The following is a 20,740-nucleotide window of genomic DNA, read 5'->3' as shown; positions in this document are numbered from 1 at the left end:
CATGTCGGAGCGGGCCAAGTTCCTCTCCGGCAACCTGTTTGCGCATGTCACGGTGATGTCGCTGACCGCGTCGGTCGGGCTGATGGCGATCTTTGCCGTCGACTTCATCGACATGGTCTTCATCGCCATGCTGGGCAAGGCGGAACTGGCCGCGGCGGTGGGCTATGCCGGGGCGATCCTGTTCTTCACCACCTCCTTCGGGATCGGCATGGCGATCGCCGCGGGCGCGCTGGTGGCCCGCGCGCTGGGGGCCGGGCAACCCGACGAAGCGCGGCTGAAGGCCACCAATGCGCTGATCTACGGCGTCGCCTTCGGCGCGGTCTTTGCCGCGGCGGTCTGGGTCTGCGTGCCGTGGTTCGTCGCCCTGCTGGGCGCCAGCGGCGAGACGGCGGCGCTGGCGGTGTCCTACCTGCGCATCATCGTGCCGACCCTGCCGTTCCTGATGGTCGGCATGATGGGCGGCGCGATCCTGCGCGCCCATGGCGACGCGCGCCGGGCGATGATGGCGACGATCTGGGGCGGGCTGACCAATGCGGTGCTGGACCCGATCCTGATCTTCGGGCTGGACCTGGAGCTGACCGGCGCGGCCCTGGCCAGCGTCGCGGCGCGGCTGGTGATCGCGGCCACCGCGGTGCTGCCGCTGGTCCGCCACTATGGCGGGTTCACCCGGCCGGCACCGGGCGCGCTGGCCGCCGATCTGCGCCCGGTGCTGGCCATCGCGCTGCCGGCGATCCTGACCCAGCTGGCCACGCCAGTGGGCCAGGCCTATGTCACCCGCGCCATGGCCGAGTTCGGCGAAGCGGCGGTGGCCGGCATGGCGATCGTCGCGCGGCTGACGCCGTTGGCCTTCGGGGTGATCTTTGCGCTGTCGGGCGCGGTGGGGCCGATCATCGGTCAGAATTACGGCGCCGGGAACGCCGCCCGCGTGGCCGAGGCGTTCCGCGCCGCGCTGCTGTTCACCGCGCTGTTCGTGGCCGGCATGGCGGCGCTGCTGTTCGGTCTGCGCGCGCCCATCGCCGCGCTGTTCGACGCCGACGGCGTCACCCGCGACCTGGTCTATCTGTTCTGCGGGCCGCTGGCGCTGGCGTTCTTCTTCAACGGCGTGATCTTTGTGGCCAACGCGGCGTTCAACAACCTGGGTCGGCCGTTCTATTCGACCTGGGTGAACTGGGGCCGGCACACGGTGGGCACGATCCCGTTCGTCATCGCGGGCGCGGCGCTGCTGGGCGCGCCGGGTGTGCTGATCGGACAGGCCGCGGGCGGCGTGCTTTTCGCGGTGCTGGCCTGGGTGCTGGCGCGGCGGGTGATGGCCGAGCGCGGCGGAGCGCAGACGTCAGAGCCGTTTCAGCGCCAGGCGCGATTGCTGTCGCTGTTCATGCATCGCCGGTAGGCGCACGGTCGAGCGGCGCGGCGAAAGGCTTGCAGCCGGTCTCGCGCAGCACCGCATCGACGAAATTCCGTTCGGGGCCGGTCAGGCGCTGGGCGCGGGCATAGACCGGCGCGGCGCGGTCGTCGAACACCGGCGCATCCCAGCCGGTGGTGGTGGCGACGAAGCGTTCGGCGCCTTCGCGGCCGTATTCGGCAAGGTAGCCCTGGATCACCACGTCGATATAGCTGAGCAGCACCGGGTGATCGGCATCGGGCAGGTGCAGCCGGTTGGGAGCGATGGCGTAGACGGCGATTTCGGGATCGCCGCCCGCGGCATGGCTGACCGCGTGGCTGGCGGGCAGCCGGTCATAGGCGCGTTCGCGGTGATCCAGCACGCGCCAGCCGTCTTCGGGCACCGGGGCGATCAACCCGTCGATCTCGCAACCCGGATCGGCGATGACGGTCAGATAGGCCACCTGCCGAGCCGCGGTATAGCGCCAGGCCCGCCGCCAGCCCCGCAGGCGCGCCTTGTGGCAGGGCGTATAGCCATGGGTCAGGCGATTCACCAGGGACCCGTATCCGAAGAAATATGCATCGCCGATTCGCAAATTGGACCCCAATTGACTTATGTCAATTCATTTACCTGGGAGTGATGTATTCAAACCCTTACCCGACCGATAAGGAGCGAGACGGTGCGAGTCACGAAACGAAGCAATATTGCCATGCGCGTCCTGATGTTCTGCGCGGCGAATTCCGACCGGCTGGTGACCAAGGCCGAGATCGCCCGGGCCACGAATGCCTCGGAAAACCATCTGGCGCAAGTCATCAACCAGCTGGCGCAGCTGGGTTACCTGCATACGCAGCGGGGCCGCAACGGCGGGCTGGAACTGGCGCGGGCGCCGGACCAGATCGTCATCGGCGAGATCTTCCGCACGATCGAGAGCCGCATCCCGATGACCGAGTGTTTCGGCGATGTCGACAATACCTGCCCGCTCAGCGATTGCTGCCGTCTGCGCGATGCGCTGAACGACGCGGCCGAGGCGTTCTTCAAGACGCTGGACCCGCTGACGCTGGACACGCTGACCTGCGACAACGAACCCCTGATGGCGCTGCTGGGCACCACGGGGCGCTGCAGAACGGCCGAAAGCGCAGTTGCGCGGCGCGCGGCGGTGCATTAATCAGGGCCTATCTCGACGGGAGAACCGGCCTGGCCGGTGCCGAAGGAGCAACCGCCCCGGAAACTCTCAGGCGCAAGGGACCGACGGGATACCGAACACTCTGGAGAGTGACGCCGCAGGGCGTCCGCCGAAGGGATAACGATCTCAGGCGAAAGGACAGAGGGGGCATTCGTGGCACCGGTTTGCGCCGGTGTCGGGAATGCCCGGAATTGCGCAGCATCGCGAACCGGGATGAAAAACCGGAGGGCCCATGGGCGACGCTTTGCAGCGCACGGCGCTATATGATCTGCATATCGACCTGGGCGCCAGGATGGTGCCCTTTGCCGGCTACGAGATGCCGGTGCAATATCCCGATGGCGTGCTGAAGGAACATCTGCACACCCGCGCGCAGGCCGGGCTGTTCGATGTCAGCCATATGGGCCAGGTGGTGCTGCGCGGCGATGGCGTGGCGGCGGCGCTGGAGTCGCTGGTGCCGGTGGATATCGCCGGGCTGGCCGAGGGCCGCCAGCGCTATGCCCTGTTCACCAATGACGATGGCGGGATCGAGGATGACCTGATGGTCGCCAATCGCGGCGATCACCTGTTCGTCGTGGTCAACGCCGCCTGCAAGGAGCCGGACGTGGCGCGGATGCGCGCGGCGTTGGAACCGCTGGGCATCACCGTGAAACTGCTGGAGAGCCGGGCGCTGCTGGCGTTGCAGGGACCGGCCGCCGAGGCGGTGCTGGCCGAGCATCATCCCGGCGTGCGGGACATGCGGTTCATGGATGTCGAGACGCTGCCGCTAGCGGGGGCCGAATGCTGGGTGTCGCGGTCGGGTTATACCGGCGAGGACGGGTTCGAGATTTCCGTGCCGCAGGCCGCCGCGGTCGCGCTGGCGCGGGCGCTGCTGGCCGACGGTCGCGTCGCGCCGATCGGACTGGGGGCCCGGGATTCGCTGCGCCTGGAAGCCGGGCTGTGCCTGTACGGCCATGACATCGACGCCGCCACGACGCCGGTTTCGGCTGGGTTGGGCTGGGCGATCCAGAAGGTGCGCCGCAGCGGCGGCGACCGCGCCGGCGGTTTTCCCGGCGCGGCGAAAATTCTGGGAGAATTTTCCGACCCGCCCGCGATGCGGCGGGTCGGGTTGCGGCCCGAGGGTCGGGCGCCGATGCGCGAGGGCACGGCGCTGTTCGATGCCGAGACGGGCGGCACTGCGGCGGGGCGCGTGACCTCGGGCGGGTTCGGGCCCAGCCTGGGCGCGCCGGTGGCGATGGGTTACGTGCCCGCCGCCCTGGCCGAGCCGGGCACGCGGCTGTGGGGCGAGGTGCGGGGCAAGCGGCTGGCGGTTTCTGTTGCCAGCCTGCCCTTCGTGCCGGCAGGATTCAAACGGTGATCCGGACAGAAGGGACAGGGACATGAAATACACCGAAGAACACGAATGGCTGGATGTCGATGACGAGGGAATCGTGACCGTCGGCATCACCGCCTATGCCGCCGAGCAATTGGGCGACGTGGTGTTCGTGGAATTGCCGGAGGTCGGCAAGACCGTCAGCAAGGATGACGAGATCGTGGTGATCGAAAGCGTCAAGGCCGCATCCGACATCCTGGCGCCGCTGGATGGCGAGATCGTCGATGTCAACGAACCGCTGGCCGACGAGCCGGGCAAGGTCAACGACGATCCCGAGGGCGAGGCCTGGTTCTTTCGGATCAAGCCGGACGACCTGTCGGCGATGGACGACTACATGGACGAGGCCGCCTACAAGAAATTCATCGGATAGGGGCCGGGAGAAGGGGGGCAGGGGGCGCTGCCCCCTCTTGGCCCCTATGGGGCCAATTCACCCCCGGGATATTTTCGAACCAGAGAAGGTCTGGACCCGCATGCGACGGAGAACGGAATGAGCTATCAGCCGATCGATTACCTGCCTTACGATTTCGCCAACCGGCGCCATATCGGGCCGTCGCCCGAGGAAATGGCCGAGATGCTGGAGGTGCTGGGCGTGCCGTCGCTGGACGCGCTGATCGACCAGACGGTGCCCAGGGACATCCGGCAGGCGGAAAAGCTGGACTTCGGCAAGCCGATGTCGGAGCGCGAGTTGCTGCACCACATGCGGGTGACCGGGGCGAAGAACAAGGTGCTGACCTCGCTGATCGGGCAGGGCTATCACGGCACCGTCACGCCGCCGGCGATCCAGCGCAACATCCTGGAGAACCCGGCCTGGTATACCGCCTATACGCCCTATCAGCCCGAGATCAGCCAGGGCCGGCTGGAGGCGTTGCTGAATTTCCAGACCATGGTCTGCGACCTGACGGGGCTCGAGATCGCCAACGCGTCGCTGCTGGACGAGGCCACGGCCTGCGCCGAGGCGATGACCATGGCGCAGCGGGTGGCGAAGTCGAAGGCCGGGGCGTTCTTTGTCGACGAGAACTGCCATCCGCAGAACATCGCGGTGGTCAGGACGCGGGCCGAGCCACTGGGGATCGAGGTGATCGTCGGCAGTCCGGACGCGCTGGAGGCCGACACCGTGTTCGGCGCGCTGTTCCAGTATCCCGGCACCCATGGCCATGTGCGCGACTTCACCGACCAGATCGCGGCGCTGCACGAAGCGGGCGCGATCGGCATCGTCAGCGCCGACCCGATGGCGCTGTGCCTGCTGAAGGAGCCGGGCGCGATGGGGGCCGACATCGCCGTGGGCAGCACGCAGCGTTTCGGCGTGCCGATGGGGTTCGGCGGGCCGCATGCCGCCTACATGGCCTGCCGCGAAGCCTATAAACGCGCCATGCCGGGCCGCATCGTCGGCATTTCCATCGACAGCCACGGCAACCGCGCCTATCGGCTGGCCTTGCAGACCCGCGAGCAGCATATCCGCCGCGAGAAGGCCACGTCGAACGTTTGCACCGCGCAGGCGCTGCTGGCGGTGATGGCGGGGTTCTATGCCGTCTTTCACGGCCCCAAGGGTCTGCGCGCCATCGCGCAGCGCATCCATCGCAAGACCGTGCGCCTGGCCAAGGGGCTGGAGGCGGCGGGCTTCAAGGTGGAGCCGGCGGTCTATTTCGACACGATCACCGTGGATGTGGGTCTGTTGCAGCGCGGGGTGCTGCAGGCCGCGGTGCGCGAAGGCGTGAACCTGCGCAAGGTCGGCAAGTCGCGGGTCGGCATCACCATGGACGAGGCGGTGCGCCCCGAGATCATCGAGGCGGTCTGGCGCGCCTTCGGCCTGGTGCGCAAGGATGACGACCTGACGCCGGAATACCGGCTGCCCGAGGCGTTGCTGCGGCAGAGCGAATACCTGCAGCACGACGTGTTTCACATGAACCGGGCCGAGACCGAGATGATGCGCTACATGCGCCGGCTGGCCGACCGCGACCTGGCGCTGGACCGGGCGATGATCCCGCTGGGGTCCTGCACGATGAAGCTGAATTCGGCCGCCGAGATGATGCCGGTCAGCTGGCGCGAGTTCTCGCTGATCCATCCCTATGCGCCCGAGGACCAGTGGAAGGGTTACAAGACGCTGATCGACGATCTGAACGCCAAGCTGTGCACGATCACCGGCTATGACGCGATTTCCATGCAGCCCAATTCCGGCGCGCAGGGCGAATATGCCGGGCTGCTGACGATCCGCGACTGGCAGGTGGCGCGCGGGCAGGGGCAGCGCGATGTCTGCCTGATCCCGGTCAATGCCCATGGGACCAACCCCGCCAGCGCCCACATGGTGGGTTGGGAAGTGGTGGCGGTGAAATGCGACGCGAACGGGTCGATCGACCTGGAGGATTTCCGCGCCAAGGCGGAAAGGCATTCCGACCGGCTGGCGGCCTGCATGATCACCTATCCCAGCACGCATGGCGTGTTCGAGGAGACGGTGCAGGAGGTCTGCAAGATCACCCATGACCATGGCGGGCAGGTCTATATCGACGGCGCCAACATGAACGCGATGGTGGGGCTGTCGCGGCCCGGCGACCTGGGCGGCGATGTCAGCCACCTGAACCTGCACAAGACGTTCTGCATCCCGCATGGCGGCGGCGGGCCGGGCATGGGGCCGATCGGCGTCAAGGAACACCTGATCCCGCACCTGCCCGGCCATCCGCTGAACGCCAAGGGCGCCGGACCGGTCAGCGCCGCGCCCTTCGGGTCGCCGTCGCTGCTGCCGATTTCCTGGGCCTACATCCTGATGATGGGCGGTGGCGGCCTGACCCAGGCGACGCGGGTGGCGATCCTGAACGCCAATTACATCGCGCGGCGGCTGGAAGGGGCGTTCGACGTGCTTTATCGCGGCAGCCAGGGCCGGGTGGCGCATGAATGCATCCTGGACGTGCGGCCGTTCGAGAAAAGCGCGGGCGTCACGGTCGAGGACATCGCCAAGCGGCTGATCGATTGCGGGTTCCACGCGCCGACGATGAGCTGGCCGGTGGCGGGCACGCTGATGGTCGAGCCGACCGAGAGCGAGACCAAGGCCGAGCTGGACCGGTTCTGCGACGCGATGCTGGCCATCCGCGAAGAGATCCGCGCCATCGAGGCGGGCGAGATGGACCGCGAGGTCAACCCGCTGAAACTGGCGCCGCACACGATGGAGGACCTGGTCAAGGATTGGGACCGGCCCTATTCGCGCGAACAGGGCTGTTTCCCGCCCGGCGCGTTTCGGGTCGACAAATACTGGCCGCCGGTCAACCGGGTCGACAACGTCTATGGCGACCGCAACCTGGTTTGTGTCTGCCCGCCGATGAGCGATTACGCCGAAGCGGCGGAGTAGGGGCGGCTCGTCAGGCCCGGGGTGGCCCGCCGCGCATCGGCTGCGGCGTGCCTGAACCCAGAGACATCAAACGGCCACTCCGTTAGCGCCGACCCGCGGGGTGGCGCAATCGCGCCGCCCCATGGGGGCGGGTCGGCGCGGCGCAACGGTGCCCGTTGCGCGGCACATGAATTCGAAGCGACGTATCTCAGGTTTCCGCCAGCCTGCTTCAGCAGTCCGCCGGTCTGCCTAGAGCAGGAAGTCGAACACGTCGCGGACGCGGCCCCAGGTGGCGGCGTCCGAGGCGGCCAGCAGGTAGCCGGATTTGACGTCGCCGCGATAGTCGGACCCGTCGAGCATGGCGACATGGCCGCCGGCCTGTTTCGCGATCAGCGCGCCGGCGGGGTGATCCCAGGCGGTCATCTTGGCGAACAGCACGAAATCGAGCTGGCCCTGCGCCAGCATCCGGTATTCGTGGCAGGCGCAGCGCAGCATGACCGCGCGGGCGAAACGCGGCAGGGTCGCGGCGGTCTGCGCCTGCTTGTCGGCCGGCACCAGGTAGAGCGGCACCGAGCCCACCAGTTTTTCCACCGGGCCGCCGGCCGAGGCGCGCACCGGGCGCGACAGGCGGCGGGCGTTCTGCAACTGCGCGGTGGTGTCGGTATCGGCCCAGATCATGTCGCCGACCACCGGGTCGAACAGCAGGCCGAAGACCGGCAGGCCGAAACGCAGGATCGACAGCATCACGCCGAACAGCGGCAGGCCGTGGGCATAGTTCCAGGTGCCGTCCACGGGATCGATGGTGAAGCACAGCTCGGCCTCGGCGATGCGGTCGAGGATTTCCGGGTGGTCGGTGGCGTGTTCCTCGCCCACGATCAGGGCGTGCGGGAACATCGCCTGAAGCCCGCGGGCGATCATCGCCTCGGCGGCGCGGTCGGCTTCGGTCACCAGGTCCTGCGGCCCGGATTTCTGGTCGATCTGGTGCGCGCCCAGGTTGCGGAAGCGCGGCATGATCTCGGCCCGGGCGGCGCGGCGCACGAGGTTCATCACCGCGTTGCGCTGGGCGCGGGTCAGGGCGGTGACGGGCATGGGCAGCTGGTCGGTCAAGGCGAATCCCCCGGGTCGGCTATGGCTGGTCTCAGGTGTGTCAGCCCGCCGGCCGGCGTTCAAGGCGACTATTCGCGCGCCCGCAGCACCCGGGCGGGCCGGGCGGCCAGCGGACGCCAGGCGAATGCCAGGCTGGCCAGCAGCGTCGCCGCCACGCCGCCGGTCACGATGCCGATGGCCGAGGGCCAGATCACGGCAAAGTCGCCCTCCATGACGAAGCGGATCACCGCCCAGCCGCCCAGGATGCCCGCCAGCAGCGCCACCAGCCCGGCCGCCGCGCCCAGCAGGGCGGCGCGCAGGGCGAAACTTTGCAGGATGCGGGCGCGGCTGGCGCCCAGCGTCTTGAGCAGCGCGGCCTCGTAGGTGCGGGCGCCCTCTCCGGCTGCCGCGGCACCGATCAGCACCAGGAACCCGGTCAGCAGGGTGGCGGCGGCGCCCCAGCGGACGGCCTCGGAAATGCCGTCGAGCAGGGACGAGACCCGTTCGATCGCGTCGCGCACCCGGATCGCGGTGATGTTGGGATAAGCGCTGGCGAGATCGCGCAGGATCGCCGCCTCGGCGGCTTCGTCGGCATAGACCGTCGAGATGAAGGTATGCGGCGCGCCTTGCAGGGCGGCGGGGTTCATCGTCATCACGAACCCGATGCCCGCGGTCGAGAAATCGACCTCGCGGAAGCTGGTGATCGTCGCGTCGATGTCGCGCCCCAGGATGTTGACGGTCAGTGCGTCGCCCAGTTTCAGGCCCAGTTCTTCGGCTTCCTCGGCCGCGAAGCTGATCTGCGGCGGGCCGTCGTAGCCGGCCGGCCACCATTCGCCCGCGGTCACGGTGGTGCGGGCGTCGGGGGTTTCGGCATAGGTGATGCCGCGGTCGCCCCGCAGCACCCAGTGTTCGCCGGCGACATCCGACGCCTTTTGCCCGTTGATGCGGGTGATGATGCCGCGCAGCATCGGCGCGCTGTCGATCCGGCTGACGGCGGGGTCGGATTGCAGCCGGTCCATGTAACCCGGCATCTGGTCTTTCTGGATGTCGACGAAGAAATAGGACGGCGCGACTTCGGGCAGGTCGCGGGCGATGGCGGTGCGCAAGTTGCCGTCGATCTGGCCGATGGCGGCCAACACGGTCAGGCCCAATCCCAGCGACAGCACCGCCGCGCCGGCTGCGTCGCGTGGCCCGCCGATGGCCGACAGCGCCCAACGCAGCGCCGGGCGGCCGCGCGCAGCAGGTGTGCCGCGCCGGGCGAGGCGGCGGATGCCGAAGGCGGCCAGTGCGAGGATCACCAGCGACGTCAGCAGGCCGCCCGCGGTCCAGAGCGTGAGCGCCGGCGCACCGGAAAACGCCACCGCCACGCCGACCAGAGCGGCGATCAGGAGAAGCGTCAGCACCACATAGCGCGGCGCCGGCAACGCGCGGGCGCGATCCAGCGCGTCGCGGAACAGCGCTGCGGCGCGCACCTCTTCGGCGCGGGCCAGCGGCCAGAGCGTGAACAGCAGCGCGGTCAGCACGCCGTAGAGCGCGGCTTCGGCCAGCGGGGCGGGGTAGAGCGCGAACAGGGTGGGGATCGGCAGCGAGGCCGAGATCAGCGGCGCGAAGAGCAGCGGCACCGCCGCGCCGAGGATCAGCCCCAACGCGATGCCCAGCAGCGCCAGCGCGCCGATCTGCAGGAAATAGGTCTGGAAGATCGTCGCCCGGTCGGCGCCCAGCGTCCGCAGCGTGGCGATGACGCTGGTCTTGGAGGCGAGATAGGCGCGCACCGCCGAGGACACGCCGATGCCGCCCACGGCCAGGCCCGACAGGCCGACCAGCACCAGGAACCCGCCCAGCCGGTCGACGAAGCGCGCCACGCCGGGCGCGCCGTTGCGGGCGTCGCGCCAGCGCAGGCCGGTTTCCTCGAACCGTGCCTCGGCTTCGGATTGCAGGGCCGCCAGATCGGTGCCCTCGGGCAGGGACAGGCGGTATTCGGTTTCGAACAGCGAGCCGGGTTCCAGCAGGGACGACCCGGCCAGCGCGTCGGTCCGGACGATGGTGCGCGGACCCAGGCCGAAACCGTCGCCGGCATCGTCGGGTTCGGCCAGCAGCCGCGCGGTCAGGGTGAAACTCTGGGTGCCCAGTTTGAACCTGTCGCCGATGGACAGGCCCAGCCGGTCGGCCAGCACGGGGGCCATCACCGCGCCGGGTTGATCGCCGGATATCAGAGCCTGTTCCAGCGTAATCGGCGGATCGAGCCGCACCGCGCCTTTCAGAGGATAAGCGGCATCGACGCCCTTGACCTGGGTCAGGCCACGCTCGGTCTCGCCGCCGCGGTCGACCACCGCCATGGACCGGAAATCGACGATCTCGGACACCTGCACCGCGCGGTCCTCGAGCCAGGCGCGCTCGGTGTCGTCGGCGAAGCGGTAGGTGAATTCGGCCAGCGCGTCGCCGCCCAGCAGTTCGGCGCCCTGGGCGGACATCCCGGCCTCGATCGCCGCCCGCACCGAGCCGACCCCGGCGATGGCGGCGACGCCCAGCGCGAGGCAGGCCAGGAAGATGTGGAACCCGCGCAGGCCCCCGCGCAATTCGCGGCGCGCCAGCCGGGCGGCGGTGCGCAGGGTCATTCGGCGGCCTTTCGCGCGGGTTCGTCGATGCGCCCGTCGGTCAGCCGCACCACCCGGTCGCAGCGGTTGGCGAGGTCGGTGGCATGAGTGACCAGTATCAGCGTCGCGCCGTGGCGGTCGCTGAGCCCGAACAGCAGGTCGATGATCGCCTGGCCGTTGGCACCGTCGAGATTGCCGGTGGGTTCGTCCGCCAGCAGGATCGCCGGGCGCGGCGCCAGGGCGCGGGCCAGCGCCACGCGCTGTTGTTCCCCACCCGACATCTGCGCCGGGTAGTGGTCCAGCCGGTGGCCCAGGCCGACGGCCTCGAGCTCGGCCCGGGCGCGGTCGAAGGCGTCGCGATGGCCCGCCAGTTCCAGCGGCGTGGCGACGTTTTCCAGCGCGGTCATGGTGGGGATCAGGTGGAAGGACTGGAACACCACGCCCATGTTGTCGCGCCGGAAGCGCGCCAGCGCGTCTTCGGACATCGCGGTCAGGTCGCGTCCCAGCACCGTCACGCTGCCGCTGCTGGCCTGTTCCAGCCCGCCGATCAGCATCAGAAGCGACGACTTGCCCGACCCGGAGGGCCCGATCAGCCCCAGCGACGTGCCGCGCGGCACGTCGAGGGTGATATCGTGCAGAATATCCACCCGGCCGGCATTGCCCTGCAGGCTGAGGTTCACATCTTTAAGGGCAATGACGGAATCGGACATGACAAGGAGCACCGGGATGTTGCGTGCTTTCACATATGGGGCCTGGGGTGCTCTCAGCAAGGCAATCGTTCTGACGGGGGTGCTGGCCGTGGCACCGGCGGCCGCCGAACCGGTCGAAATCGTCGCGCTGGGCGACAGCCTTACCGAGGGGTACGGGCTGCCGATCCAGGACGGTCTGGTGCCGCAATTGACCGAGTGGCTGGCGGCGCGGGGCCACGATGTGCGTGTCGTCAACGCGGGCGTGTCGGGCGACACCACCGCGGGCGGATTGTCACGCGCGGCCTGGTCGCTGGGTCCCGGCACCGACGCGATGATCGTGGCGCTGGGCGGCAACGACCTGCTGCGCGGCATCGACCCGGCGTTTTCGCGCCGGAATCTGGACGGCATCCTGCAGGTGGCGCAGGAGGCCGGGGTCGAGGTCTTGCTGGTCGGCATGCAGGCGCCCGGCAACTATGGCCCCGACTACAAGGCGGCGTTCGACGCGATGTATCCCGAACTGGCCGAGCGCTATGACGCCCTGCTGGTGCCGTCGTTTTTCGACGGGTTGCGCGAACCCGGCGCCGAACCGGCAGCACCCGCCGATCTGGCGCGGTTCATGCAGGCGGACGGCATCCATCCCAATCGCGAGGGCGTCGCCCGCATTGTCGCCGCTCTCGGACCCGCGGTCGAACGCCTGATCGACCGCGCCGCGGCGGATTGACGCCGCGTTCCGTCCGCGACCCTTGTCAACCGGCGACGCCGCGCCATCTGGTGCGACCGAACAAGGGAGACACGCCATGTCCAACGTTGATGACCGCCTGGAAAGCCTCGAAGAGCGGCGAAAGCTGGAAGATCGGTATGCTTCGGCCAAGGCCGCGCTCTTGCGCAACCGGCGCATCGAGGAAGGCCAGGCCGGCGCCCTTGTCTTTGCCGCGCTGGCCTATGGCAATGCGCTCGAGGAAAGCTCTGCCTTTGCAAAAGCGTCGCACCTGGCCAAGCTGTTCTGCATCGCCGCGGCGCTGATCGTTCCGAACCTGCTGGTGATCCACGTTCTGCTGTGACGGTCGATTTGCCCGGAAAGGCGTCAGGCCGGTCCTGTCAGACCTGTGGGGCGCCGCGCCGCATCACGCTGCGCAGCAGGCAGGGAATCCTGGGCAGGACGACGAAGGACAGGCTGGTGCCGAGATAAAGCGCCAACACCGATCCAACCGACAATCCGAACAGCGTCCAGCCGAGCAAGCCCGCCAGGGTGCCCAGAACGCTTCCGAATATCAGTGCTATGATCGCCATGCATGGCTCCCTTGGGTGCAGCTTGCAGCGCGCAGGTTACGAAACACTTAATACGGGAAATTAGGGCAGGAATTAGGCATTCAACGCGCATGGGCCTCAGATCGGCCATTTCCCGCCCATCGCTTGCCAGGCGAAGGCCGGCAGCCGGGCGGTCATGCGGCGCAGCAGCCGGTCGTATTCCATCGTTCCCGCCATCACGTCGAGATAGGCGAACTTGAGATTCCGCGACCGCCGAAAGCTGCGGATGAAGGCGGGTCGGAACGCCGGGCGGAACATCAGGTTGCGCAGCCAACCGGCCTGGCGGATGGCGCGGTGAACCGGTGCAAGCGCCTTTGCGTAGTGCCGCAGCGCCCCGTCGGGTCGTCCGGCCGCCAGCGCGGCGGCGGCGGCCCGGGCGGCCAGAGCGCCGCTTTCCAACGCGTAGCCGATACCTTCGCCGGTGATCGGGTCGACCAGCCCCGCGGCGTCGCCGGCCAGCAGGACACGGCCCTTGCCGGGCAGGCGGCGAAAGTCGCCGAAGGGCAGGAACTGGCCCTTCACGGGCGCCGGATCGTCGATTCCGAGATCGGCCAGATAGGCCGCGAGGCGGGACTTGATGTCGGTGTTGCGGGCCAATACGCCCCCGACCCCGATCGTCGTGCCCGTCGTTTTCGGAAACTGCCAGCCATAGCCCCAGTCCGCAGCCCCGAAATCGATTCGCAGCGGCCGATCCGTATCCGGCTGTTCGACCTCGAGCGCGAAACCGATCCGGTTGCGGTCGAAGGCGGCGCCGAACAGCGCCCGGGCCACCGGGCTGTTGACCCCGTCGGCCGCCACCAGAAGGGGTGCTTTCAGCCGGATGCCGGGGAGGTCGACGCGGCCGGTATCCGCGTCCAGGCCGGTCGGTCCGGTTCCGGTGAACAGGGTTGCCCCCGCGGCCCGCGCGTCGTCGACCATCGACGCATCGAAGGCGCGGCGCATGATCATCGCCAGCGGCGGCACGTCGCCGAGGGTGCCAAGATCGGTGCCGAACGCGCGAAAGGTGATCTCGGCCCGCCATTCGGTCGCAACCGGCGGCGCGGCGCGTTCGAAGATCTGCCGGTACTGTCCGAGGGCTCGGCCGGTCAGCCCGCCGCCGCACAGCTTGTCACGCGGAAACGCGGCCTTGTCGACCAGTGCGACGGCAAGGCCAGCGCGGGCCGCGACCGTCGCCGCCGCGGCACCGGCCGGGCCGGCGCCGAGCACGATCAGGTCGAAGGCGGCCATGGACTGGCCGCCGCGCCGTCAGAGAACCGTGACCGGCGTGCCGATCGGGACGCGCTGGTACAGGTCAATGACGTGTTCGTTCAGCATCCGGATACAGCCGTTCGACACCGACCGGCCGATGGATCGGGGCGCGGTGGTGCCGTGGATTCGGAAATACGTGTCGCGGCCATTCTGGAACAGGTAGAGCGCCCGCGCGCCCAGGGGGTTTTCCGGGCCGCCGGGCTGAACGTAGTCGTTGTCGATGAACTTGGTGTAGAGCTGCGGCTCGCGCTCGATCATCTCGTCGGTCGGGCGCCAGGTCGGCCATTCCTTCTTGACCTGGATGACGGCGTTGCCGGTGAATTCGAGACCCGCCTTGCCGACGCCGACGCCATAGCGCATCGCCTGGCCGGGGCCGTTCACGTAATACAGGAAATGTGCCCGCGGCAGGATCAGGATCTGGCCGGGCTGAAGGTCTTTCTTGATGCGCACCTGCTGCGGCCGGAACACCGGTTCGATCTCGAAGGCCTGCGCCGGAAGGGCGGCGGTTGCGGCAGCGGCGGCGACAAATGTACGGCGGGTGATCATGGCAGCACTCGTCTTTCCATTTCAAAACAGACCCCATTGTGCCGAACGGACCCTGCAAATCAATGGCCCAACGGACCGGACCCGCGTCACGATGGCGTGTGTGCAACATCCCCCCGCCGGCCGCGACGCGAAAGCCCATGCCGGGCCATTGCGCATGTCAGGGCTTGGGCACCTCGGAATTGCGGCCCGCCAGGATCGCCGACACGGCATAGGCGGTTTCGGGGCTGAGGCCGGCCATGATCGTCGCGGCGGTCTCGGGCCGCATCCGGCCCAGGAAACCCGCGGCGAAGGCCGGGTCCATCGCCTCGAACAACGCGGCGGCCTGTTTCGGCTTCATGCTGGAATAGACATCGGTGAGCTGCGTCAGGTCGTCCTCGGCCGCGGTTTCGGCCAGGGCCAGCGTTGCGCGCAGCTTCTGTTCGGCTGCCTCGAGCGCGGCCAGCTTACGGTCGATTTCGGTCTCGGCCACTGTCAGGGCCTGCAAACGCACCTTGAGATCCCGTTCGCGGCCATCCAGCCGGTCTTCGCGCGCCTGCAGCGCCGCGAGAACCGGGGCGATGTCGTCGGAAGAGCGGCATTCCCGGGCTTCGGGCGCTTGACCGGCCGACGCCGCATCGCCGGGCGCCAACGCCAGAGCGGCCTCGGCGCCCAAAGCCAGCCGCAGGACCGCCGAAGTCACCAGCAACCCCCCGATGACCGCCAGCGCGCCGCGCGTGCGGCGGCGTTTGCCCGGTTTGCGGACCGGCGCCGTCATCGCAACGCCCCGTTGCGCGGATGGCGCACGAAAATCGGCTCGGCCCGCTCGACCGGTTCGGCCGGCGCGGTCTGCGCCGGTGTCGCCGGAACGTCATGCATCGAGGCCACCAGCAGTTCGAGCCGTTTGGCCACGTCTTCGGCGCGATCGGTCAGCACCTCGAGCCGGGTGCCGGATTCGCCCGCCGCCTTGCGCGCCTGGGCCAGCGTGCGGGTCAAGTCGTCGACCTGCGCCGACAGCACCGCCACGGCCCCTCCGACGCCGTTTTCCAGGTCGGTGAACCGGGTCAGGCGCCGCGACAGGATGAAACAGTAAAAGCCGGCCCCAAGGGCACCGGCGGCGAGCAGGATATCGGCGATCAGATCCATCCCGGCCTCTCAGTTCAACATGAATTCAATGACCAGCAGGTCGCGGACATTGCCGGACCCGACGACCATCTGGATGCGGCGCAGCATCTGCGCGCGCAGTTCGATCAAGGCGCCCGGGGATTCGATATCGGAGGGGCGCAGCGCGCGCAGATAGCCGTTCAGAACGTCCTGGATGCGCGGCATCAGCGTCGTGACCTCGCCCGTCGAAGACTTGGGCACCTCGAGGCTGGCGGTGAAGCGCAAATGCCGGGCGGTGCTGTTCGGGCCCAGCGAGATGACAAGCGGCGGGATTTCGACGAAAGCGATATCGCCGACCCCCTTGCCATCGTCGTGGTCATCCTTGGCCGCCTTGTCGGGGGCGGCGTGGGAATCACCCGACTTGCCGCCCAAAAGCCCGTCGAGCATACCGGACTGGACGGCGAAAAAGCCGCCGCCGCCGCCGGCCAGGGCCAGGACAAGCCCAAGGATCAAAGGCAGTTTTCCCTTTTTCGACGCCGGTGGTGGAGCGTCGGCAACGGTCGTATCAGACATTCTCAACCTCTTTGCGATTGCCGTGACGATAAGGTCAAAGGGGCTAACCGATTGTTAAGCCTGATCGGGTCAAGGTGCCGCCATCCGAACAGAAGGTTTGGACGGAGGTTGGTCTTGCAGCAGGTCCTGTCAGTCTGGGGCGCCTTGTCGCCCGGTCGCCGCGTCGTGGTCGGTCTTGCCACGGTCGCGATGATGCTCGCGGTGCTCGCCCTTGCACGCATCGCGGCGCAGCCGAACATGGCGCTTCTCTATTCCGGTCTGGAAAACGGTGCCGCCGGCGACGTGGTGCAGGCGCTGGAAAGCCGCGGTGTCGCCTTTGACATTCGCGGCGGCGCGATCTTCGTTCCCGTGGCGCAGCGTGACGGGCTGCGCATGACCCTGGCCGCCGAAGGTCTGCCGGCGAATTCCACGCAAGGCTACGAACTGCTCGATACGCTGTCGGGTTTCGGCACGACATCGCAGATGTTCGACGCCGCATACTGGCGTGCGAAGGAAGGCGAACTGGCCCGCACCATCGTGTCGGCCCCGCATATCGCGTCGGCCCGGGTGCATATCGCCAACGGCTCGGCCAACCCGTTTCAGCGCGACGTGACCGCATCGGCTTCGGTTTCGGTCACGACGACGGGCGGCGTGCTGGATCCGTCGCAGGCGCGGGCGCTGAAATTCCTCGTCGCCTCGGCAGTGCCCGGCCTGGATCCCGATGGCGTCGCGGTGATCGATGGCAAGGGCGGGTTGATTGCGTCCGAAGAGGAAATCGGCGGACCGATGACCGGAGAGGACCGGGCGGCGCAACTGCGCGACCGCGTGCAGCGCCTGATCGAGGCACGGGTGGGCTTGGGCAATGCGGTGGTCGAAGTCAGCGTCGACACCGTGACCGAAAGCGAATCGATCCGGGAACGCCGTTTCGATCCGGCGGGCCGCGTGGTGGTATCGACCGATACCGAGGAGCGCAGCAATTCCGCGCAGGACAGCGGCGGCGGCGCCGTCACCGTGGCGTCGAACCTGCCCGATGGCGATGCCGCGGGAGGAGAAAACTCGAGCTCGCAGAATTCCGAGACCCGCGAGCGGGTGAATTACGAAGTGTCCGAAACCATGCGCGAGGTCACGCGCCTGCCCGGGGCGGTCAAGCGGCTGACCGTCGCGGTTCTGGTCAACGGCAGCTACGAAACCGCAGCCGACGGTTCGGCGCAGTTCGTTCCGCTGCCCGAGACCGAACTGACCGCCCTGCGCGACCTGGTGGCGTCGGCGGTGGGGTTCGAGGAAGCCCGCGGCGACGTCATCACCTTGCACTCGTTGCCTTTCGAGCGCCCCGAGGGCCTGGGAACCGAGGCGGCGTCGGCGGGCATCCTCGCGGCGCCGCTGGACATCATGCAGGTCATCCAGGTGGGGGCTCTCGCGCTGGTGGCACTGCTGTTGGGTCTCTTCGTCGTCCGACCGGTCCTGTCGCCGCGCGGCGGCGCCGCGCTGCCGGCACCCGGGATGGCTCTGCCAGGGCCGCGCGATGCGCCCGGTCCGGCACTTACCGGCGAAATCGACCCCGAAGAGACCGCCGCCGATCTGCCGATGCTGGCCTCGAACGGCGATTTCCCGGGCATGGGAATGATGGATTTCGACGCGACGAGCACGGAAGATCCGGTCGACCGTCTGCGCGGTCTGATCGAGGAACGCAAATCCGAGACGGTCGAGATCCTGCGCAGCTGGCTTGAGGACGACCCCGAAGAGGTGCAGTCGTGACCCTGCGGTCGGTTCTCGAGGATTTCGCCCGGACCAGGCCCGGGGCTCGCGACGCCGACCCCGTCGCAGCAGACGGCGTTGATGTGGAACAGCTTCGGCTCGAGTCTTTCGACCAGGGATACCGCGCGGGCTGGGACGATGCGCTCAAGGCCCAGAACGAGGACGGCAAGCGGATTGCCGGCGACCTTGCGCAGAACCTGCAGGACCTGTCCTTCACCTATCACGAGGCCTACAGCCACGTGCTCAAGGCGATGACGCCCCTGCTGAACGAAATCGCGACCGTCCTTCTGCCCGGGCTCGAACAGGAAGCGCTGAGGCTGCACCTGGTGGCCCAGCTTCAGGACATCGCGCGCGAGGGCGACGGGCTGGCGGTGGATCTGGCGGTCGCTCCCGTTCACGCCGAAGCCTTGGCGCCGCTCGTTGACGAGCCGTTCGGATTTCCGCTGCGCCTGATCGAAGACGACAGCCTTGCCGACGGCCAGGCCGATATCCGGTTCGCCGGGGATGAAAGACGGATCGACCTGGGCGAGGTGCTGCAGGGTGTCAAGGACGCCGTGCAGGGCTTTGCCTACGACACACGGAGAAAAACCGCCCATGGATGACGTCCAGACCCAGCCGCGCAAGAAGAACGGCACGCCCTTCACCTCGGTCCCGATCGACGTGGTCGTGTCGGTCGGGCGCGCCAGACCCACGGTGCGCGACCTTCTGCAACTGACGCACGGCTCGGTTCTGTCGCTCGACAAGAAGCTCGACGACCCCGTCGAACTGTATGTCGGCGACCGGCTGATCGCCATCGGCGCGCTGGAGGTGGTCGAGGGCGGCGAAGCGGGGCAACTGGCCGTGCGCATCACCGACGTCATCGACAACCAGCCGGCCGGCTGAACCATGACCGCGCGCCTGGCGCTGCTGGCGGTCCTGCTGTTTCTGCCGCACTGGGCCGGAGCGCAGCAGCTGTCCCTCGATCTCGGCGAAGGCGGCGGATCGGTCACCGCCGCAAGCCTGCAGCTGATCGCTCTGGTCACGCTGCTGAGCCTCGCGCCCGGCATCGCCATCATGATCACCTGCTTTCCGTTCATCGTGACGGTGCTGGCGATCCTGCGCCAGGCGGTTGGCCTGCAGCAATCGCCGCCCAACATGCTGCTGGTCAGCCTGGCGCTGTTCCTGACCTATTTCGTGATGGAGCCGGTTTTCACCGAAGCCTGGGAAACCGGCCTGTCGCCGCTGGTCGAGGAACAGATCCCGCTGGAAGAGGGGCTGACCCGCGCCATCGAGCCGTTCCGGCAGTTCATGGCCGCCCGCGCCGATCCCGACACCTATGCCGCGATGGCCGATCTGCGCCCCGACGCGGTCGGCACGACGCTGGCCCCCGAAGCGCCGCTATCCGTTTTGGTGCCCAGCTTCATGCTGTCCGAGATCGCCCGTGCCTTCCAGGTGGGCTTTCTGATCTTCCTGCCCTTCCTGATCATCGATCTGGTGGTCGCCGCTGTGTTGATGTCGATGGGCATGATGATGGTGCCGCCGGCGATCGTGTCGCTGCCGTTCAAGCTGGCCTTCTTCGTGTTGGCCGATGGCTGGGCGCTGCTGGCCGGAAGCCTGGTGCGCAGCTATTTCTGAGCCGGTGCGATCTCGACCGTCGTGACCTGCCGATAGGGTTGGTCGGGGCTGCACAGGATCGATGGAAAACCGGGCTGGTTGACCGCGTCGGGAAAGCCCTGCGCCTCGAGACAGAGCGCTGCGAACCGGTCATGACGCTGGCCCGGCAGCGGCGTGCCGTACGAGCGCAGGCTGTTCGACATGTAGACCTGCAACCCGGGCTGATCGGTTCGGAGTCGCAGTCGGACGCCGTCCGGCGCGGTCGCCTCGGCCGCCGGATCGGCATTGCCGCGCAACACGAAATTGCCGTCATGGCCCAGACGCTGCGGATCGGCCTCGGCCAGCCGCCGCGCCTGCCGGAAATCGGTCCGGCCCCGGACCGGCAGGATCTGTCCGGTGGGCACAAGGTCGGGCGCGGTGGGCGTGAAGCCATCGGCATCCACGCGCAGCGACAGATCATGCACGGTCGCCACGCCAAGCGAGAAATACAGATGCTGGGCGAGGTTGACCGGCGTGACACGGTCCGGAATCGCCGTCATGTCCCAGGTCAGAGCGTGGCCCGACAGGCGCAGCACGACCGTCACGTCCAGCGCGCCGGGATATCCCATGTCACCGTCTGGCGAATGCAGGGTCATCCGGACGGCGTTGTCGCCATCGGTCTCCATCGCCCAGTTTCGCCTGCCGAAGCCGCGCGGGCCGCCATGCAGATGATTGCGCCCGTCATTGGCCGGCAGCACCCAGTCGCGGCCGTCCAGCGCGAACCGCGCGCCGCCGATGCGATTGGCCACGCGGCCGCAGATCACGCCCATCGACATCGGATTGGCGCGATAATCCTCGGGATCGGCATAGCCCAGCACCATGCGCCGCCCGCCGACCTGCCAGTCCTGCACGGCGGCCCCCATGGACAGCACCGTGACACACACGGCGCCGTCGCCGAGAACGTGTCTGCGGATCGGATCGTCGGTCATGTGCGGCGCCTCCCTGGTCGTCGTCATGCCCCGGATGACCGGCCACCGGCAAGCCCATGTCGCTTTCGCGCT

At 68.3% G+C, this 20,740-nt stretch carries 22 protein-coding genes and 1 riboswitch; of the genes, 11 read left to right on the top strand and 11 right to left on the bottom strand.

Annotated features, from left to right (window positions below; translation table 11 throughout):
* Position 1: 1 nt before the first annotated feature.
* On the top strand, positions 2 to 1,390 hold the full coding sequence (locus KUH32_RS05900) for an MATE family efflux transporter (RefSeq protein WP_217777116.1): 1,389 nt from the start codon (positions 2 to 4) through the stop codon (positions 1,388 to 1,390).
* Here the strand turns inward: KUH32_RS05900 and KUH32_RS05895 are convergent.
* Positions 1,374 to 1,970 (bottom strand): gamma-glutamylcyclotransferase family protein, encoded by a 597-nt coding sequence (locus KUH32_RS05895; RefSeq protein WP_217778317.1) that lies wholly within the window; start codon positions 1,968 to 1,970, stop codon positions 1,374 to 1,376. The two genes, KUH32_RS05900 and KUH32_RS05895, sit on opposite strands and share 17 nt — an antisense overlap.
* Positions 1,971 to 2,060: 90 nt before the next feature.
* Between KUH32_RS05895 and KUH32_RS05890 the strand changes: the two genes are divergently transcribed.
* The 4 genes from KUH32_RS05890 (at position 2,061) to gcvP (ending at position 7,270) form a co-directional block, all read left to right on the top strand.
* Positions 2,061 to 2,546 carry an RrF2 family transcriptional regulator gene (locus KUH32_RS05890; protein WP_217777115.1) on the top strand — a complete coding sequence of 162 codons (486 nt, stop codon included), beginning with the start codon at positions 2,061 to 2,063 and terminating at the stop codon, positions 2,544 to 2,546.
* Between the two features lie 6 nt (positions 2,547 to 2,552).
* Positions 2,553 to 2,639, top strand: a riboswitch (glycine riboswitch).
* Between the two features lie 157 nt (positions 2,640 to 2,796).
* Positions 2,797 to 3,918, top strand: coding sequence for a glycine cleavage system aminomethyltransferase GcvT (gene gcvT, locus KUH32_RS05885; RefSeq protein ID WP_217777114.1), 1,122 nt, complete (start codon positions 2,797 to 2,799; stop codon positions 3,916 to 3,918).
* Between the two features lie 22 nt (positions 3,919 to 3,940).
* The gene (gene gcvH / locus KUH32_RS05880) at positions 3,941 to 4,303 is read left to right on the top strand and encodes a glycine cleavage system protein GcvH (RefSeq protein WP_217777113.1); all 363 of its coding nucleotides are present in this window, start codon (positions 3,941 to 3,943) and stop codon (positions 4,301 to 4,303) included.
* Between the two features lie 117 nt (positions 4,304 to 4,420).
* A complete protein-coding gene (gene gcvP / locus KUH32_RS05875; RefSeq protein WP_217777112.1) occupies positions 4,421 to 7,270 on the top strand; it encodes an aminomethyl-transferring glycine dehydrogenase in 2,850 nt (949 codons plus the stop codon).
* A 228-nt stretch (positions 7,271 to 7,498) separates the two neighbouring features.
* Here gcvP and KUH32_RS05870 read toward each other — a convergent pair whose 3' ends face one another.
* From KUH32_RS05870 to KUH32_RS05860, 3 genes are all read right to left on the bottom strand, one after another.
* Positions 7,499 to 8,356: an inositol monophosphatase family protein gene (locus tag KUH32_RS05870; RefSeq protein WP_217777111.1), complete on the bottom strand. Its 858-nt coding sequence runs from the start codon at positions 8,354 to 8,356 to the stop codon at positions 7,499 to 7,501.
* A 68-nt stretch (positions 8,357 to 8,424) separates the two neighbouring features.
* Complete coding sequence (locus KUH32_RS05865) at positions 8,425 to 10,950, bottom strand: ABC transporter permease (protein WP_217777110.1); 2,526 nt, start codon at positions 10,948 to 10,950, stop codon at positions 8,425 to 8,427.
* Positions 10,947 to 11,639 (bottom strand): ABC transporter ATP-binding protein, encoded by a 693-nt coding sequence (locus KUH32_RS05860; RefSeq protein ID WP_217777109.1) that lies wholly within the window; start codon positions 11,637 to 11,639, stop codon positions 10,947 to 10,949. The genes KUH32_RS05865 and KUH32_RS05860 overlap by 4 nt, the downstream gene beginning before the upstream one ends.
* Positions 11,640 to 11,655: 16 nt before the next feature.
* Here KUH32_RS05860 and KUH32_RS05855 point away from each other — a divergent pair, with 16 nt between their 5' ends.
* On the top strand, positions 11,656 to 12,339 hold the full coding sequence (locus KUH32_RS05855) for an arylesterase (protein ID WP_217777108.1): 684 nt from the start codon (positions 11,656 to 11,658) through the stop codon (positions 12,337 to 12,339).
* A 76-nt stretch (positions 12,340 to 12,415) separates the two neighbouring features.
* Positions 12,416 to 12,679 (top strand): hypothetical protein, encoded by a 264-nt coding sequence (locus tag KUH32_RS05850; protein ID WP_217777107.1) that lies wholly within the window; start codon positions 12,416 to 12,418, stop codon positions 12,677 to 12,679.
* A 37-nt stretch (positions 12,680 to 12,716) separates the two neighbouring features.
* Here KUH32_RS05850 and KUH32_RS05845 read toward each other — a convergent pair whose 3' ends face one another.
* The 6 genes from KUH32_RS05845 to KUH32_RS05820 form a co-directional block, all read right to left on the bottom strand.
* Positions 12,717 to 12,908, bottom strand: coding sequence for a hypothetical protein (locus KUH32_RS05845; protein ID WP_217777106.1), 192 nt, complete (start codon positions 12,906 to 12,908; stop codon positions 12,717 to 12,719).
* 96 nt (positions 12,909 to 13,004) lie between these two features.
* Positions 13,005 to 14,153 (bottom strand): geranylgeranyl reductase family protein, encoded by a 1,149-nt coding sequence (locus KUH32_RS05840; RefSeq protein WP_217777105.1) that lies wholly within the window; start codon positions 14,151 to 14,153, stop codon positions 13,005 to 13,007.
* An 18-nt stretch (positions 14,154 to 14,171) separates the two neighbouring features.
* Positions 14,172 to 14,720, bottom strand: coding sequence for a L,D-transpeptidase (locus KUH32_RS05835; RefSeq protein WP_217777104.1), 549 nt, complete (start codon positions 14,718 to 14,720; stop codon positions 14,172 to 14,174).
* A 157-nt stretch (positions 14,721 to 14,877) separates the two neighbouring features.
* Positions 14,878 to 15,474 (bottom strand): MotE family protein, encoded by a 597-nt coding sequence (locus KUH32_RS05830; RefSeq protein ID WP_217777103.1) that lies wholly within the window; start codon positions 15,472 to 15,474, stop codon positions 14,878 to 14,880.
* Complete coding sequence (locus KUH32_RS05825) at positions 15,471 to 15,842, bottom strand: DUF6468 domain-containing protein (RefSeq protein ID WP_217777102.1); 372 nt, start codon at positions 15,840 to 15,842, stop codon at positions 15,471 to 15,473. Before KUH32_RS05825 ends, KUH32_RS05830 begins: the two co-directional genes overlap by 4 nt.
* Before the next feature lie 9 nt (positions 15,843 to 15,851).
* A complete protein-coding gene (locus KUH32_RS05820; RefSeq protein WP_217777101.1) occupies positions 15,852 to 16,373 on the bottom strand; it encodes a flagellar basal body-associated FliL family protein in 522 nt (173 codons plus the stop codon).
* Positions 16,374 to 16,487: 114 nt separating this feature from the next.
* Between KUH32_RS05820 and fliF the strand changes: the two genes are divergently transcribed.
* From fliF to fliP, 4 genes are read left to right on the top strand one after another with little or no spacing between them, the layout of a single operon-like run.
* Entirely contained in the window at positions 16,488 to 18,107 is a 1,620-nt protein-coding gene (gene fliF / locus KUH32_RS05815; RefSeq protein WP_217777100.1) for a flagellar basal-body MS-ring/collar protein FliF, read from the top strand.
* The gene (locus KUH32_RS05810; RefSeq protein WP_217777099.1) at positions 18,104 to 18,709 is read left to right on the top strand and encodes a FliH/SctL family protein; all 606 of its coding nucleotides are present in this window, start codon (positions 18,104 to 18,106) and stop codon (positions 18,707 to 18,709) included. Before fliF ends, KUH32_RS05810 begins: the two co-directional genes overlap by 4 nt.
* Positions 18,702 to 18,989: a FliM/FliN family flagellar motor switch protein gene (locus KUH32_RS05805; protein ID WP_217777098.1), complete on the top strand. Its 288-nt coding sequence runs from the start codon at positions 18,702 to 18,704 to the stop codon at positions 18,987 to 18,989. Before KUH32_RS05810 ends, KUH32_RS05805 begins: the two co-directional genes overlap by 8 nt.
* Before the next feature lie 3 nt (positions 18,990 to 18,992).
* On the top strand, positions 18,993 to 19,721 hold the full coding sequence (gene fliP / locus KUH32_RS05800) for a flagellar type III secretion system pore protein FliP (RefSeq protein WP_217777097.1): 729 nt from the start codon (positions 18,993 to 18,995) through the stop codon (positions 19,719 to 19,721).
* Here fliP and KUH32_RS05795 read toward each other — a convergent pair.
* Positions 19,712 to 20,668, bottom strand: a complete 957-nt coding sequence (locus KUH32_RS05795) for an aldose epimerase family protein (RefSeq protein WP_217777096.1) — start codon at positions 20,666 to 20,668, stop codon at positions 19,712 to 19,714. The genes fliP and KUH32_RS05795 overlap by 10 nt on opposite strands.
* Between the last annotated feature and the right edge of the window lie 72 nt (positions 20,669 to 20,740).

This window comes from Thalassococcus arenae (assembly GCF_019104745.1).
Taxonomy (GTDB): Bacteria; Pseudomonadota; Alphaproteobacteria; order Rhodobacterales; family Rhodobacteraceae; genus Thalassococcus_B; species Thalassococcus_B arenae.
Note: the sequence above shows the minus strand (reverse complement) of the source record. Positions and strands in the feature narration are given on the sequence as shown.